General features: G+C 66.4%; 15 protein-coding genes. 4 read left to right on the top strand and 11 right to left on the bottom strand.

What is annotated here, in order from left to right; all coding sequences use genetic code 11:
• Positions 1 to 22: 22 nt before the first annotated feature.
• The 9 genes from flaJ to G9C83_RS07040 form a co-directional block, all read right to left on the bottom strand.
• Positions 23 to 1,762, bottom strand: coding sequence for an archaellar assembly protein FlaJ (flaJ, locus tag G9C83_RS07000; protein ID WP_167245377.1), 1,740 nt, complete (start codon positions 1,760 to 1,762; stop codon positions 23 to 25).
• Between the two features lies 1 nt (position 1,763).
• Positions 1,764 to 3,653 carry a type II/IV secretion system ATPase subunit gene (locus tag G9C83_RS07005; RefSeq protein WP_167245378.1) on the bottom strand — a complete coding sequence of 630 codons (1,890 nt, stop codon included), beginning with the start codon at positions 3,651 to 3,653 and terminating at the stop codon, positions 1,764 to 1,766.
• A 15-nt stretch (positions 3,654 to 3,668) separates the two neighbouring features.
• A complete protein-coding gene (locus G9C83_RS07010) occupies positions 3,669 to 4,427 on the bottom strand; it encodes an ATPase domain-containing protein (RefSeq protein WP_167245379.1) in 759 nt (252 codons plus the stop codon).
• Complete coding sequence (locus tag G9C83_RS07015) at positions 4,424 to 4,876, bottom strand: flagellar protein G (protein WP_167245380.1); 453 nt, start codon at positions 4,874 to 4,876, stop codon at positions 4,424 to 4,426. Before G9C83_RS07015 ends, G9C83_RS07010 begins: the two co-directional genes overlap by 4 nt.
• Positions 4,877 to 5,326, bottom strand: a complete 450-nt coding sequence (locus G9C83_RS07020; RefSeq protein WP_167245381.1) for a fla cluster protein FlaF — start codon at positions 5,324 to 5,326, stop codon at positions 4,877 to 4,879.
• Positions 5,310 to 6,770, bottom strand: coding sequence for a FlaD/FlaE family flagellar protein (locus G9C83_RS07025; protein ID WP_167245382.1), 1,461 nt, complete (start codon positions 6,768 to 6,770; stop codon positions 5,310 to 5,312). Before G9C83_RS07025 ends, G9C83_RS07020 begins: the two co-directional genes overlap by 17 nt.
• Positions 6,771 to 6,941: 171 nt before the next feature.
• The gene (locus tag G9C83_RS07030; protein ID WP_167245383.1) at positions 6,942 to 7,412 is read right to left on the bottom strand and encodes a FlaD/FlaE family flagellar protein; all 471 of its coding nucleotides are present in this window, start codon (positions 7,410 to 7,412) and stop codon (positions 6,942 to 6,944) included.
• Positions 7,409 to 9,301, bottom strand: coding sequence for a methyl-accepting chemotaxis protein (locus G9C83_RS07035; RefSeq protein ID WP_167245384.1), 1,893 nt, complete (start codon positions 9,299 to 9,301; stop codon positions 7,409 to 7,411). Before G9C83_RS07035 ends, G9C83_RS07030 begins: the two co-directional genes overlap by 4 nt.
• Before the next feature lie 88 nt (positions 9,302 to 9,389).
• Positions 9,390 to 9,623: a flagella cluster protein gene (locus G9C83_RS07040; protein WP_167245385.1), complete on the bottom strand. Its 234-nt coding sequence runs from the start codon at positions 9,621 to 9,623 to the stop codon at positions 9,390 to 9,392.
• 156 nt (positions 9,624 to 9,779) lie between these two features.
• Between G9C83_RS07040 and G9C83_RS16140 the strand changes: the two genes are divergently transcribed.
• Positions 9,780 to 10,538, top strand: a complete 759-nt coding sequence (locus G9C83_RS16140) for an archaellin/type IV pilin N-terminal domain-containing protein (RefSeq protein WP_167245386.1) — start codon at positions 9,780 to 9,782, stop codon at positions 10,536 to 10,538.
• A 9-nt stretch (positions 10,539 to 10,547) separates the two neighbouring features.
• The gene (locus G9C83_RS07050) at positions 10,548 to 11,372 is read left to right on the top strand and encodes an archaellin/type IV pilin N-terminal domain-containing protein (RefSeq protein WP_167245387.1); all 825 of its coding nucleotides are present in this window, start codon (positions 10,548 to 10,550) and stop codon (positions 11,370 to 11,372) included.
• A 78-nt stretch (positions 11,373 to 11,450) separates the two neighbouring features.
• Here G9C83_RS07050 and G9C83_RS07055 read toward each other — a convergent pair whose 3' ends face one another.
• Positions 11,451 to 12,116, bottom strand: a complete 666-nt coding sequence (locus tag G9C83_RS07055; RefSeq protein WP_167245388.1) for a hypothetical protein — start codon at positions 12,114 to 12,116, stop codon at positions 11,451 to 11,453.
• 139 nt (positions 12,117 to 12,255) lie between these two features.
• On the opposite strand from G9C83_RS07055, the gene G9C83_RS07060 reads away from it, so the two are divergent.
• Both G9C83_RS07060 and cheF1 read left to right on the top strand, forming a co-directional pair.
• Positions 12,256 to 13,476, top strand: a complete 1,221-nt coding sequence (locus G9C83_RS07060) for a HEAT repeat domain-containing protein (RefSeq protein WP_347877782.1) — start codon at positions 12,256 to 12,258, stop codon at positions 13,474 to 13,476.
• A gap of 176 nt (positions 13,477 to 13,652) precedes the next feature.
• The gene (gene cheF1, locus G9C83_RS07065) at positions 13,653 to 14,522 is read left to right on the top strand and encodes a chemotaxis protein CheF1 (RefSeq protein WP_167245390.1); all 870 of its coding nucleotides are present in this window, start codon (positions 13,653 to 13,655) and stop codon (positions 14,520 to 14,522) included.
• A gap of 39 nt (positions 14,523 to 14,561) precedes the next feature.
• On the opposite strand, the gene G9C83_RS07070 is transcribed toward cheF1, so the two are convergent.
• Positions 14,562 to 15,425 carry a CheF family chemotaxis protein gene (locus G9C83_RS07070; protein WP_167245391.1) on the bottom strand — a complete coding sequence of 288 codons (864 nt, stop codon included), beginning with the start codon at positions 15,423 to 15,425 and terminating at the stop codon, positions 14,562 to 14,564.
• Positions 15,426 to 15,463: the final 38 nt, after the last annotated feature.

Consider the following 15,463-nt stretch of genomic DNA (forward strand, 5'->3'; position numbering starts at 1 on the left):
GTACATAAGTGTGGCTCCCTCCTCAGACCGAGAGCAGCGATTCGACCAGCCCCAGCGTCAGCGACCCGATGACCGCCGAGATCCACGTCAGCACCACGAAGTGGAGGTACGCGTTGAGCTTGTGCCCGCCGTCGACGACGCGGATCATCAGCGACGACAGCACGGCGTTGACCAGCACGGTCAGCACCAGCAGGTACTCGATGAGCTGGATGTCGTACATGGCCGTGTTGATGAGGTCGTCGACGGGGAGCGCGGAGTTCGAGAAGTCCAGGCCGAGCCCCGAGATGACGTCGACGATGCCCAGCCCGATGAAGAACGCGAACGTCGCCGCCGCGCTGATACCGTACAGCACGCCCACCATCGTCGACGCGGACTGATTGCGGCGCTGGCGCAACTGCTGGACCTCGCCCATGTTCCCCGAGATGAGGTCACCGAGGTTCTTCGGATCGCCGCCCATCTCGCGGCCGATGAGGTACATCTCGCTGAACTTCTGGATCAGGTAGGAGTGGGCGTCCGCGGTGAAGTACCGCCACGCCCGCGAGGCGTCCAGCCGGAGGTTCAGGCGCTTGTAGAGGTCGTCGACGAGCTCCGTGAGCGCGCCGAAGTTCTTGTTCCGCAGCGTCTCCAACACCCGAGTGGTGGTCGTCTGGCGAGCCGTCTCGCTGGCGCCGAGCGCGCGGATGAAGTTCGTGAACGCGTCGTCGCGGTCCTTCACGCGCTCCTCTTCCCCACGTGCGACGAGCCCGGGGATGACGAGCGGCGTCGTCGGCACCGCTGCGTACATCGGTAGCGGCACGTCGTGGGGGTCGATGCGCGTCCAGCCGAGGAACACTGCGAGCACCCCGATTACGAGTACCAGCGACAGCCCGACGCCGATGCCGGTCGCGATGCGTAACCGCCACTCCGTCCACGTCGTCCGGTTCTCCGGGAAGTACCACAGCGGGTCGCTCGGCGCGACCGTGTAGATGGCGTACAGGAACCCGATCTGGATGAACGAGTACAGCACCACGACCGCGGACACCGTCATCGTCGGGTTCGTCCCGGAGAGAATCGGGAGCACAGTCGCGAACACGAGCGCGAACGTCACGGACAGCACCATCGACAGGTAGAGGTCCTTCATCACCTGGAGGTTCTCCAGCTGGCCCTCGTAGACGGTCGCGTAGTTCCGGATGATGGCGTTCTGCTCGGACGTCAGGTAGGACTCGAGGCTCTCCCCGGAGTTGATGGTGTACGCGAGCCGGTCGAGGAAGTCCGCGACGAGGTCGCTCGGCACCTTGTTCGCGCGCATCCGGCAGGCGTCGTCGAGGCTCTGGTTCCACGCGTCGATGAGCTGGACGATGCGGCGGGCCTCCTCGGCGAGCGGACCGTACTCGTGCTCGTCGCCGATGCGGCGGAACACCTCCACGCGGTCGATGTTCGTCGTCGACAGGATGGTCATGTGCGTGACGAACAGGTGGAACTTGTTCTCCATGCGCGTCCGCCGCTGGTCGCGCTTGATCTTCGGGTACAGCACCGCCGTGACGAACGCCAGCGACCCGAGCATCGGAACCGGCACCGCGACGAGCATCGGCAGGTCCACGACGAACACGGCCGCGATGGTCGCCGCGAGGAAGACGATGGACGGCACGACGACGAGGAGCGCGTACGTGAACGCCGGCATCGGCATCTGCCGGTAGGACTCGAGGACCGATTCGACCAGGTCACCGAGCTGGACGTCTTCGAGCGTCCCGGACGGCTCGGCTTCGACGTCCTCGGCCGCCATGCTAGAACCCGCGCGTGATGGTGAACGGGAGGCCCTCGATGCCGTCCCGCTGGAACGACTCGATGGTCTCGTTGAACTCGTGGTACCCCGTGAGGTCCTCCTGGATGATGCGTTCGATGACGTCCGCGCGGAAGTCCAGCTCGTCGTAGATCTCGCGAGTGTCGGCGTACCCCAGGAGGGTCGCGATCTGCTCCTCGAGCACGTAGGAGTTGTTCCGGCCCTGGAAGACGATCTCGTCCTCCACGGGGTCCCAGTAGAACGCCTGCCGCGTGACGACGCCGCCCATCTCCTTGGAGTACCCCTCGATCTCCTGGACGGACGTGACCCGGCGCAGCACGTCGTCGCCCTGCTTCACGCGGTTCTGGAACAGCGCCACGTCGGCGTTGTCCATGAACGTCTCCGGGACGTTGATGGGCTCCCCGGTGAAGCGCTGAATCATCGAGACGATGTCGCTGGCGTGGAACGTCAGCATCACGGGGTGGCCGGTCTGGGCCGCCTGGAACGCCATGCGGCCCTCCTCGCCACGCACCTCACCGACGATGATGTAGTCGGGACGGGAGCGCAGCGCGGCCGCGACCAGGTCGAACATGTCCACGTCCGCGGAGTTCTCGCCCTGGCCCTCGCGGGTGAGCAGCTGCTGCCAGGTGTCGTGGGGCGGCAGCACCTCCGCGGTGTCCTCCGCGGTGTAGATCTTCGAGTCCCGCGGGATGAACGACATGATGGCGTTCAGCGTCGTCGTCTTCCCGGACGCCGTCTCCCCGACCACGAACACCGTCTGCTCGTTCTCCAGGCAGAGCCAGAGGTACGCCGCCAGCTCCGGCGACAGCGTCCCCCAGTTCGTAATCTGGCCGACCGACAGCGGCACCTCGTCGCCCTGACGGATGGTCAGCGACGGCCCCTTCAGGGAGACGTCGTCGCTGTAGATGATGTTCACACGGGAGCCGTCCGGGAGCGTCGAGTCCACGATGGGGTCGGCGTCGGACACCGGGTCGCCGATGCGCTCGCCCATGTTCCGCAGCCAGCCGTCGAACTCGTCGGGCGTCCCGAAGTCCACCGTGGTCTCCAGCATCCCGAACGTGCCGTGGTCGACGTAGCAGTGGCTCGGGCCGATGACGTGAATGTCCTCGTTGTACGGGTCGCGCATCACCGGCTCCAGCGGTCCGAACCCGACGATGTCCCGGTTCAGCTGGTAGCGGATGTTCTCGTACGTCGACTGGGTGACGGGAATCCGGCCGAACCCGAACGCCTCCTCTAGGGCCTCGCGGACGACCGGGACGGCCTCGCGGAACTGCCGGGCGGCGTTCTGTGGCGCGCTCGCGACGCGACGCGCGCCAGCCTTCACCTGCTGGCCCGAGAGGTCCCCGGAGTCGAGGGACATCTGACCGCGCTCGTCGCTGACCATCCGGTCGGCGACCGCGGACGCGTCGAAGTTCCGCGCCAGCGACCCGAGGTTGTTCGGGAGCGTGCGAACGCGCTCGAAGACGCCGCCCTCGTCGTCGTCGTTGATGCGGACGGTCTCCTCTAAGAGCTCCTCGATGCGGTCGTCGTACTCCGCCTCCTCCTCGGGCGCCGGCTTGTTCACCGACTTCTCGAGGATGCGCTCCTGGACCTGACTGAACACCGCGGCCTCCGGCCCGGAGAGCTCCGGCTCGATGGTGTAGTACTTGGTGTCCTTCCCGAGGTCGCCGTACACGTGGCAGTAGATCGGGCCGCCGACGGGGTAGAGGACGTTCGGCTTGTTCGCTTCCCACTCGTCGGTCGGCTCGTCGATGAGCTCCGGGAACTCCCCCGTGAACTGCTTGAACCGCTGGAGGTACTCGCGCAGATGGGTGTTCCGACTCGCGGTCTCCCGCAACTCGTGCCCGATCTGACGGCTCCCGTGGTCTGCCATGGTGTGTGTCTCCTGCTACGCGACGCTCCGGCTCTCGATGACGATTCCGGTCCCGGACCGCACCGAGAACCCGATCGTGTCACCGACCTGCTCGCCCATCCCGGCGAACCGGCGCACCGCGATCGAGCGGCGGACGTCGTTGCCGACCTCCGCCATCTGTAGCTCGAAGTACACGTCCGCGATGGAGCGGAACGGACCGATCGCCTCCTCGTCTACCGTACTGGGGTCCACGGTCAAAACGATGACCTTTCCTTTCGAGACCAGATCCCTGAAGAACGAAATAATTTCCAGGGCCGCCTGGCGCTCGTCGTTCTGCCGGATGAGCGCCTCGAACTTCGGGTCGTTCCGGAGGATGGCGTCGAACGTGTCGATGATGACGACGTCCGCCTCCCACATCTTCTCGGCCTCCATCAGGCGCTTCAGCAACTGCATCCGGCTGCCCTCGTCTTCCGTGCCGCGGAGCGTACTCCCACCTGAGTCGACGTCCGCCTGGAAGAACAGGAGGTTCTCGTTCAGGAGGTGCTCCTCGACGTCGTAGCTCAGGGAGTGCATCTGGTCGATGAACCCCCGCACCGTCAGCTCCGTCGACACCAGCGTCACGGAGTGCTGTTCCTCGCAGAGGCCGTACGTGAGCCGCTGGCTCATCGCGGACTTCCCCGCGCCGTAGTCGCCCTCGATGAGAACGATGCTGCCGCCGGGAATCCCGCCGCCGAGTTCGTTGTTCAGCCGATCGTGTCCGTCCAGACCGAGCGAGTAGAGGTTTCGCGTGCTCATGATGTTCTGAACTCCAGCACTTCGCGGTCGCCGTTGACTATCACCACCACGCGGTGGTCGCCCGCAGTCAGGTTCCGCACGATCGTCACTTCCGCCACGTCGCCCGTCTGCCAGCTCTCGCCGCCGATGACGTTCGCGTCCGACGGCGTGGCGTACTGTCCGTCGACGAGCACGTCGAACGTGCCGGGCTGGGCCGCTAGCGTCTGCGACCCCGTGTTCTTCACCAGCAACGTGATCGTCTCGTTGTCGCTGTCGTAGATCGAGGACGGCGTCCCGGGGTCGTTGATGAGTTCGACGTCCGTCCGGATCTCCTGGCTGACGTCGACGCTCCTGTCGCCGAGCGCGCCGCTCAGCCGCTGGACGCCGTTGGTCATCGTCCCCGCGACGGACGCCGCCACGAGGATGCTCGCGATGAAGATGATGAGCGTCGACGACGAGACGCTCGCCATTCAGGCCACCTCCACGGCCTCGATATCCGTGACTCCGGAGCCCGTGACGACTTTCACGCGGTCGGGTTCGCTGTCCACGGCCACCGTGACGTTGTACGTCTCGCCGGGCAGCCACAGCGTCGTGTCCGACTTGCCCTCGACGTTCCAGTCGACGTAGCCGTCCCGCGGCTGGAACTCTCCGTCCACGAGGACGTCGGTGTCGTTCACGGACAGCGTCGTCGACCCCGTGTTGGTCACGTTCACGGCCACGTACTCGTTTCCGCTGGCGTTGTACTTCGCGTCGGTGACGTTCACGGCGGTGTTGCGCTGTTCGAGCATCTGCTCGCCGTGGCTGTCGTCGGCGTCCTGGACGCGCTCGTAGCCGTTGTACGCGGCCGAGTAGAGGATACCGACGCAGACGAACGCGGCAATGAACAGGATTGCCGCGGAGCCACTAACGCTGAATCCCATTCCTGTGGAGGTCGTCGAAGCGGTCGACGATGGCGCGCTCGATGTTCTCGCTCGCCAGCTCGTCGATGTAGTCCAGACTCTCGAGGTGGTCGTCCATCGTCAGCTCGGTCGTCCCGAACTCCTCGCGGTAGAGGTAGTCGGAGTCGGTCAGCCCCTCGAGGTAGTCGAAGAGGTGGTCCCGGACCGGCTCGCCGATCCAGCCGATGCGCTCGTAGTAGTTCAGCGTCCGGACCGTGTTCTTCGGCCCGAACTCCGAGAGCAGGTAGTCCAGCCACTCCAGGGCGACCACGTCCGCGAGGTAGCCCGTCGGCGGCTCCGCGAGGTGCGGCTCGTCGCCGCCCGACGCGAACCCGAGACCCGGCGCCGCCGGTGCCGCGCCCGAGGACTCGTCGACGCCAGTGGACTCCGCTTCCTCCTCTTCCTCGAACTCGAACCCGCCGTCCTCGTCTTCGGTTTCGACCACCGCCTCGTCGTCGGCGTCAGGTTCGTCGTCGTCGACTTCCAGGTCCGAGTCGTCGAACCCGAGGTCGGACTCGTCGGCGGAGACCTCCGGCGCGTCTGCGGGCTCGTCCTCGACGGCCTCCGCGGGCTCGCCGTCCTCGTCTCCGGCCCAGTCGGCGTCCCCGGACTCGTACTCCTCTTTGAGCTCCTCGAAGGACGTCCCGCCGCCCCCGCCGTCTTCGGCGTCGTCCTCGCCGTCGTCGAGGTCGCCGAACTCCTCGTCGTCGTCCTCCTCGAGGTCGCCGAAGTCGTCCATCCCGCCGTCGAGGTCGTCTCCTTCCTCGAAGCCACCCACGTCGTCTTCCTCCTCGAATTCGCCCATGCCGTCGTCGAGGTCGTCCGGCTCGTCGTCGAGGCCCTCGTCGAACGCGTCGTCTTCGAAGAAGTCGTCGGCGTCCGCGTCCGCGATGTCCGTGTCGAGGTCCTCCTCGGCAGCGGCCGCCTCGTCCTCACCCTCGTCGTCGTCGAAGAGGCCGAAGCTGTCGGCGCCCCCGCCGCCCATCGCGTCCGCGTTCACGTCGTCCACGAACGGGTTGACGCCGCGGGTCACCATCTCGTAGATCTCCAGGAGCTTCCGGACGTTCTCCTCGACGTCCTCGACGCTCTCGCTGATCTGTTCGTTCTCGCTGCGGACGGTGTTGGCTTTCGACGCGACGTTCGACACTTCCGTTTCGAGCTCTTCGATGCGGTGTTCGAGCTCGTTCACGGACGAGTCCGGGGCGCCCGCACCACCGCCCCCGCCACCGCCGTCCATGTCGTCGAAGGACCCGAACTCGTCGTCGAAGTCGTCGTCGAACTCCTCGTCGTCGACGCCGAACTCCTCGTCGCCGCCGGAGTCCCCCGACCCCTCCTCGTCGTCGTCGAGCCAACTGGCCATTCCGACGGCCAGCGCCCCGAGCTGCACGAAGACGAGCGCAGCCGGGGTGAGGTGGATAAACTTCATTCGGAGTGATACAGGTGCTCCGCACGTAATTAATGTTCTCCCCCAGTTCTCAAAACGATGAATTGGTAAACGACTCCCTACCAGCCGGCAGCGGACGTTAGCTGGCCGAAGGGCTGTCGAGGGAGACGGACACGGCAAACGTGACGGAACGTTGAGAACTATGTCGCCGCGTCACTCCATCGACGAGAGCCGCGCGATGAACACGAGGCTGAGCACGTGGTCGGCCATCTCGAAGTCCGAGTGCGCCTCCTCGTCGGCCGGCCCCGCGAACCCGCGGACGTGGTCGCGGAGCTCCTCCGCTGCGTCCTCGCCCACCCAGCCGATGGACTCGTAGTAGTCGACGGCGTCCAGCGAGCGCTTCACGCCGCCGCGCTCCAGCAGGAACTCCAGCCACTCGAACAGCGTGATCTCGGCGGCGTACTTCCCCGGCATCGACTCCAGGTACGGGCGCTGGAGGTTCTCCTCGCTCGCGCTCGAGTGCATAAAGAGCAGCTGCTTGAGCTGGCTCGACCGGATGGCCTCGTCGGCCGCCTGCTCGTGCTCGGTCAGTCGCGCTTTCAGCTCGCGGATGTTCTGGCCGTCGCCCTGGCGGGCGGCGCTCCGCAGCTCCTCGGGGTCGTACTCGCGTGGGTTCAGTGTCATTGCTCGGTCTCCTCGGTGAGCCGCTCGTCACTCGACGTCAGCTGGTCGACGCTGTCGTCCAGGTCGCGGACGGCCGCCGACTGCTCGTTGGTCGCGTCCACGATGCGCTGGGACGCGTCCGACGCCTGCTCTGCCTGGTCTTGGATCTCCTCGATGGTAACGATGACGTCTTCGACCGTGTTGGCCTGTTCGTCGTTCGCGCGCGCGACCTCCGTGATTCCCGTGGCGGCCTCGTCGACCGCGTCCGCGATCTCCTCGAGTGCGGTGAGCGCGTCGTCGATCTCGTCGCCCGCGCGGTAGATCTGTTCGTGGGACTCCTCGACGGCGACGACAGTCTCGTTGGCCTGCTGCTGGACCTCGTCGATGCTGCCCGCGATGCGTTCGGTGTGCTCGCGAGTCTCGTTGGCCAACTGCTTGACCTCGTCGGCGACGACCTCGAACCCGCTGCCCGCTTCGCCCGCGCGTGCGGCCTCGATGTTCGCGTTCAGCGCGAGCAGGTTCGTCTGGTCGGCGACCTCCGCGATGACGTCGACGACCTCCTCGATCTCGTCCATCTTCTCCTCGAGCTCGGAGACGCTGTCCACGAGGTCGTCGCTGATGTCGATGACCTCGTCGGTCGCCTGACTCGCGCCCTCGCTGGCGTCCAGACCGTTCTCCGCGGCGGTCTGGGCCTGCTCGGCGGCCGCGGCGACCTGGTCGGAGCTCGCCGCGACCTCCTGCATGCTCGCGGAGAAGTTCTGCATCTCGCTGGCCGCGTCCGAGAGCATCTCGTTCTGCTGACCGACCGTCTCCGCGATCTCGTTGGCGTCCTCGGTCGCGCGCCGAATCGACGCCGCCAGCTCCTGGGTCCGCCCGTCGACCTGGCCGACGAGCCGCTCGAACTCGTCGGCCATCTCGTTCAGGTCGTCGACAACGCCGAGCAGGCGCTCGTCGATGACGCCGTCCTGCTCGTAGGACGCGCGGCGTTCCAGGTGGCCGTTCGACAGCGCGTCGATGGTCGAGCTGAGCTCCGCGACGAGGTCCTCGACCGCTTCCGTCCGCCGAACGTCCTCGGTGCGGTCCTCGACGGTCTCCACGACGGCGACCAGTTCGTCCCCGTCGAAGATGGGGTTCGCCGAGAACCGGATCTCGCGCTCCTCCCCGTCCGCGGTCACCATCGTACTGCTGTCCACGTATCCGTCGCCGGACTCGGCGCGCTCGAGGCCGAACTCGACGTCCGCGCTCTCCGGCGCCTCGACGACCTTGTCCGCGAGCGTCTGGGCGCGCCGGCCGTCGGGGTAGAACCCCTCGCTGGCGTGGCTCATTCCGACGGCCTCCTCGGACGGACACTCCGTGAGGTCCGCGAGCGCGTCGTTCCACGCGACGACCTCGCCGTCGGCGTCGAGCATGAACACGGGAACGCCGACCCCGTCGAGCAGGTCGTCGTCCTCGACGTTCATCTCCGCCGTACCGTCGCCGAACGCCGCGACTCCCGCCGCGGCGTCCTCGACGACGGCGTCCAGGCCAGTCCGGAGTTCGCTCTCTGCCCGCTCAAGCGCCTGTTCGTCGACACCCTCCTCGCGCAGCCGGTCGAACACGGACCGGACGACGCCGTCGACGGCGGCGTCGTGCGCGGCGACGAACTCCGACGCGTCCACGTCTGCGGCCTCGTAGGCGGGGACGTACGTCTCCGTTTCCGGACCGGTCTCGTCGAGGAGCCCACCGAGGTGTTCGCGCGCGTCGTCCGGCAGAGCCGGGTCGAGGCGAGCTCCCTCGACCTCGTAGCCGTCTCGGACGGCCGCGACGTGTCTGTTCTGGCCGCCGAAGGAGAACTCGCCGGTGTCGGTGCCGCCGTCCGTCGCCGGCTGCTCCGACCCCCGGCCGAGCAGCTTTCGAAGCGTACCCAGCATTCGTGGCCGAAGACGAGCCAAGTAGCTATAAAAGGTTTCCCCCACGGTTACCAATTCGAATAATCGCGCCCGCTACACGTCGCGGCCGTCACGCGTGCGTGAGAACAACTAACCGCTCCGGCTCTCGAACGAGACAGACGTCCACCGACGCGCCCGGCGACAGCTGGCACGTGCGATCGCTGGTCGCCAGCGCCTCCGCGAACGGTTCGCCACAGACCGGGCACGCGACGTCGTCCCTGTTCTCGAACACGCGCTCGCCGCCCGTGTCCCGTAGCAGTTTCACGCGGTGCCTGACGGCCTCGAAGTCGAGTGTGTCGCCCATGCACGCGACCACGGTTCCCCCACGTTTAGCTCTTAGCGGTCGGTTACCGCGTTTTTCACGGCTGATAACCGGGGGCGTACCTTTTAGTATAGTTCCCGATTCGTTGCGGGTGAGCCCCAGAAACCCGTCCCGGGTGGGGGCAGAGAAACCAAACCAATGTTCGAATTCATCAACGACGAGGACGAGCGCGGTCAAGTGGGGATCGGGACGCTCATCGTGTTCATCGCGATGGTCCTGGTCGCCGCGATCGCCGCCGGCGTCCTCATCAACACCGCGGGTGTCCTCCAGACCCAAGCCGAGGACACCGGTGCAGACAGTACCGATCAGGTCGCGAACAACATCAACGTCATCGGCGCAGTCGGTGAAGTGAACGACGCCAGCGAGGCTACGTTCAACGACACGCGGGTCTACGAGATCCGGACGACGGTCCAGAAGTCGCCAGGCGCAGGTGACATCGACCTCTCGGGGCTGAGCATCCAGTACGTCGGCCCGAACGGGTTCGGTAACCTCGTCCACATCAGCGAGAAGAACACGTCTCAGGCGGACGTTTCGAACGTGTACTTCGTGCAGGCAATCACCGCGGAAACCGAGGAAGACACGGTGATGACCTCCGAGAGCGACCGCTACGAGATCGTCATCCCGACTGGCACTTACTGGAACAATAGTAGCAACACGATTCAGAACGCGACCCTCGACAACGGTGGCGTTGAGGTGGCCACGGGCGCCTACGAGAGTGGCGACGATATCGATGCCGACCCCTCCAGCGTCGACATCGACAACACGGACCTCGACCTCCTTCAGGAGAGCGACCGCGTCGAGCTGACCGTCACGACGGACTCCGGTTCGCAGCGCTACGTGAACCTCCGCGTCCCGTCCTCGCTCGTCGGTGACGAGGGCGGCACGGTCACGCTGTAAACTAGAACAATGTTCGAATTCATCAACGACGAGGACGAGCGCGGTCAAGTGGGGATCGGGACGCTCATCGTGTTCATCGCGATGGTCCTGGTCGCCGCGATCGCCGCCGGCGTCCTCATCAACACCGCGGGTGTCCTCCAGACGCAGGCCGAGGACACCGGACAGGACAGCACCGATCAGGTCGCGAACAACATCAACGTCATCGGCGCAGTCGGTGACATCTCCGAGACGGACGGCACCGCACCGCCGATCCTGAACACGACGGACCAGTCCAGCACCCAGAACTTCACGACCTTCGAGAACACGACCGACCAACCGAAGGCACACACCATCCGGCTCGCCGTCCAGAAGTCGCCGGGTGCCGCGGACATCGACCTCTCCGGGCTGAGCATCCAGTACGTCGGCGGGGACTCGTTCGCGAACCTCGTCCACGCCACGCAGGCTGACGCGCCCGTCGTGACGAACGTCAGCGACGAACTGGTCATCGAGGACGGGAACAACGGCGAAGCCGCCTACTTCGTCAGCAAGATCACCGCCGAGAGCGACGACACGGTGATGACCTCCGAGAGCGACCGCTACGAGATCGTCATCCCGCTCCAGCAGGCGTACAACACGAGCGCCGACTCGGCGACCAATGTCGATCAGGAAGACGTCGGTAGTTCCATCGACTCGCTGAACTCCGACGAAGGCTACGACAACAGCAAGCTCGGCCTCCTCGACGAGGGCGACGTCGCCGAGCTGACGATTACGACGGAGTCCGGTTCGCAGCGCTACGCGAACCTCCAGGTTCCTGACTCGCTCGTCGGCGACGAAGGCAGCACGGTCCAGCTGTAATCGGCTCCACTCGGCTTTCCACTTTTTTCGCGTGCGTCAGGTCGAACAGCGATAGCGACAGCAGAACAGACCGGAACGCTACTCGGAGGTGTCAGTCGGCGACGCCGTCGTGGTGTTATCCGCCGTCTCGTTTTCGAGCGCTTCGTCGGTGTAGCCGCTCGCGAACACGGTGTTGAGGAGTTCGGTGCCGTCCCACTCGCCGCCGTTGTACTTCTCGACCCACTCGCGGCGCACGAGGTAGCCGTCGGGTTGCTCGGCGGCCTCGTTGGGGTTCTCGATGTGGGCGTGGACGACGTCGGCTTCGTCGCCGTCCTGGGCGACGTACTCGGCGTACATGCGCGCCATCTGGCCGACCTCTCGGACGTGCTGGCGCTGGGGCGGAACGTCCTCGACTTCCTCAGTTCGCGAGCGATACGAGATCTCGACGGCAGCGGCGTCGGGAGAGTAGACGAACTCCGTGACGTCGAGGCGCGCGTTCTCCGCGCCGCTGTTCTCGAGGATGTAGTGGAACTCGCCGAGCGTCGCCGTCCCGTCTTCGTTGGGTTCCGTCGGTTCGACAGTCCGCGTCTGGTTCGGGTCCGAGTCGCCGAGTACGGCGTAGCTAATGCCGAGGACGGAGCCGAGGCCGATACCGGCTGCACCGACAACCATCGTCCGCCGGGAGACGTCGAGCGGGCCTGTGTCGTCCCCTCCGGACTCGGAGTTCGGTGGGCTACTGGGCGTCACACCGTCGTCTTCGCTCATGGCGGCGCCTATGCGACCGGTGTATTTGTCGCTTGGGTCCTCGTGTTAGGAGGACGGACAGTCTCGTAGGGCTCGGGAGGAGGGCGTGGCGCACAGGCACCAACACCGACTTATGCGTTCTCTCCGTAGCGCCGCGATAGTGCCATCGCTGTACGGGCTCGAACGCTCCGGTGACGTCGAGAAGCTCGTCGAACTGCTCCGGGAGAGCGAGAAGGAGACGGTTCGGCGCCGCGCAGCGGAGATTCTCGGGAACCTCGACGACCCGGGCTCGGAGGGGCTGGACGCGCTCGTGGAGGCGATGAGCGACGAGGACGCGGGAGTCCGTGCGGCGGCTATCGACGCGCTCACGCAACAGGAGGCCGTCGAGGCCCTGATGAAGGGGCTGGGCCAGTCGGTCCCGGAGACGGGAGCGACGTGGGCGCAGGCGGAGGCGTTCGTGGAGAGCCTCACCGCGGACACCGTGGAGTTGCGAATGGCGTCGGCGAACGTACTCGGGCTGCTCGCCGTGGAGGACTCGGCGAAGCCGCTGGCTCAGCGCCTGCAGTCGGAACCGCATCCGGAGGTACGGGCGCGGATTGCTCGCGCGCTCGGCCGCATCGGGGAACCGTCCGTCGCGGGCGTACTCGTGAAGTGTCTCGAAGGGCAGCCGCTCGGCGTGCGCCGTGAGGCCGCGGAGGCGCTCGGCCGGCTGAACGGAAACACGGCGCTGCGCGGCCTGCTACAGGTCGTCGACGACGACAGCGAGGAGATGCGGCGGACGGCGGTGAGCTCGCTGGGGCAGTTCGAGACCGCCGAACCCGTGGACGCGCTGGTCGAGCGGCTGGGCGACGAGAGCGACCTGGTGCGGCGGGCGGCGGTGTTCTCGCTCATCGAGATTCTGTCGAACGTGCCGCCGGACCGCAGCCACGAGCTCCGGGAGACCATCGTCGACCGGATGGCGGCCCGCAGCGACCCGTCTATCGTGGCGTCGCTCGTAGAGATCATCGAGGAGGGCACGCAGATTCACCAGCGCCGGAACGCGGTCTGGATGCTGGGGCGCGTCGCGGGCGCGAAGTCGACGAAGATGGAGGCCGTGGAGGCGCTCCGGGAGGTACTCGGCGAGGACGACGACCTCATCTCGCAGTTCGCGGCGACGGGGCTGGCAGAGATCGGCGGCCGGATGGTGGAGACGGCGCTGCTGGAGGTCGTCGAGACCGACGAGTACGGCGAGGACGCGGTCGCGATGGCGGCGTTCGCGCTCGGGAAGGTCGGGGGGGAGCGTTCGCGAAAGCGCCTTGAGAAGCTCGTCGACGAGACGGAGAACGCGGAGGTCCGGCGGCGGGCGTTCTCGGCGATATCGAAGCTCGGCGGGCACTCCTGACGGGTCGACGTCTGCAGTCGACCCGTGCTTCGTGTGGCGGTTTCAATTCCGAGAATCGCACGCAAAACGTTATATGCGGCAGTTGAATAACTACGCCAAGCAATGAGTACGGACGGGTCGGGCCGGCACGCGAACGACGGGGCTGGGGCGCGCGCACGTCCACTCGCGGGAGAGGAATGAGCGAGTCCGAGTACAAGATCGCCGACGGCGCCGGCAAGTTCCTGCAGGCGGTCAAGGAGGGCCGGCGGATGAAGGACGCGGAGTGGACGAACGGCCGCATCCTCCTCTCGAACAAGCGCATCGTGCTCGCGGGCAACGACGGGAAGCGCAGCCTCCCGCTGTCGGAGGTGTCGAGTCTGAGCGGCCGATACGACGTCAACCAGACCGTCGCGCAGGTCAGCGACTACGTCTCCCTGCAGATGAGCTCCGAGAGCGTGGTGCTGGTGTCGATGGGCGAGAACACCGAGCAGTTCGAGACGAAGCTCTACGGCGCCCTGCTCGACCAGACGGAGCTCCTGGTGAAACACCCGGCGGTGAAAGGCGGCGTCGTGCAGGACGGGTCCTTCGAGCGCGCGCGCATCAAGGTAGACGACGAGCAGTTGAGCGTCGCGCTGCAGAGCGGGTCGTTCGTCTCCGTGGACCTCGACGACGTGGGGTCGGCGGAGGCCGCCTCCCTAGACGTGCAGGGCGAGCAGAGCCCCGTGCTCAAAGTCGAGCACACCGTCGAGGACACGAGCGTGCAGACGTACTTCTCCAGTGACTCGCACACGTGCTCGATTCTGGAGTCGCTGCTGACGAAGGAGGCCCAGAAGAGTCAGGGCTCCGTGGACCTCTCGGAGACGGAGAAGCGCGTGCTGATGGCGCTGTACTCTGGCGTGTCGTCGTTCGAGATTCCGGACTTCCTCGGGATGGACGTCGACGAGGTCGAGAGCATCTTCGAGCGACTCATCGAGGTCGACGTCCTCGAGGAGGTGCGCAAGCGCCGCGAGGTGACGATGAAGACCCGCGGGCGGAACATCGCGAGCGAGGCTATCAACGAGGAGTAGCGCGCGGTTCCGGTTTTGCGGCGCAGCGCCGCCCAGCAGTTACATGTTGACGTCTTCGATGTGCTCGCTGACGGCGGCGCGGCCCATCGACGTGAGGTAGGTTCCGTCGTCGTCGCGGACGAGATCCTTGTCGATGAGGTCGTTGAGGAACATCGTGAGCCGGCTGGCGTCGACGCCGAGCACAGTCGCGAGGTTGGCGTCCGGGCCGCTGGAGTAGATGGCGACGAGCGCCTCGATCTCGTCGCTGGTGAGTTCGACGTCGGCGAGCTCCTGCTTGAGCTGGGTGTAGCGGAGGCGGATGAAGCGCCCGAGGAGGTTCATCTTCCGGCCGGAGTCGAGGGCCAGCTCGGTCGTGACGGGGCCGGTGTCGCCCATGTGGCGGACGGAGAGCATCGAGCGCGTACTGCCGCGGAGTTCGCGCTCGACGCGCTCGAAGTGCGTGACCGTCGAGACGTCGAGTTCGGCGGCGACGTCGCCGCGCAGCTCGACGGTGCCGGGGGAGACGAAGAGGCCGCCCGACTCGAACGGCTGGTCGGTGACGCGGCCGCCGCGGCGCGCGGGGTGTTTGGCGTACACCTTCGACCCGTTCAGCAGGCCCTTGAAGACGAGGATGACGAACCGTTCGACGGTGTCACCGGCGCCCTCGACGACGGCGACGCGGCGGTCGCCGTCGCGCTCGTAGGCGATGGTGACGGTGTCGTCGAAGAACGCCGCGAGGTCGCCGGGCGCGGTCTCGTGCTGGACGTCGAAGACGCCGCCGAGGGGGATGGTCACTTGCTCGCTCTCCGCGGCGAGCACGATGCGGCGCTTGCTCATCACGACGCGGCCGCGCACGGGTTCGGCGTGCGTGGCCGTGTCGGGGATGAACGACGTGACGAAGTCCGCGATGGCTGATTCCGACATGGCCCCTCGTGTTAGGGGTAGTTGGTCAGTCAGGTAGA

Source organism: Halobacterium sp. R2-5, from assembly GCF_011734195.1.
In the GTDB taxonomy this organism is placed as follows: Archaea; Halobacteriota; Halobacteria; order Halobacteriales; family Halobacteriaceae; genus Halobacterium.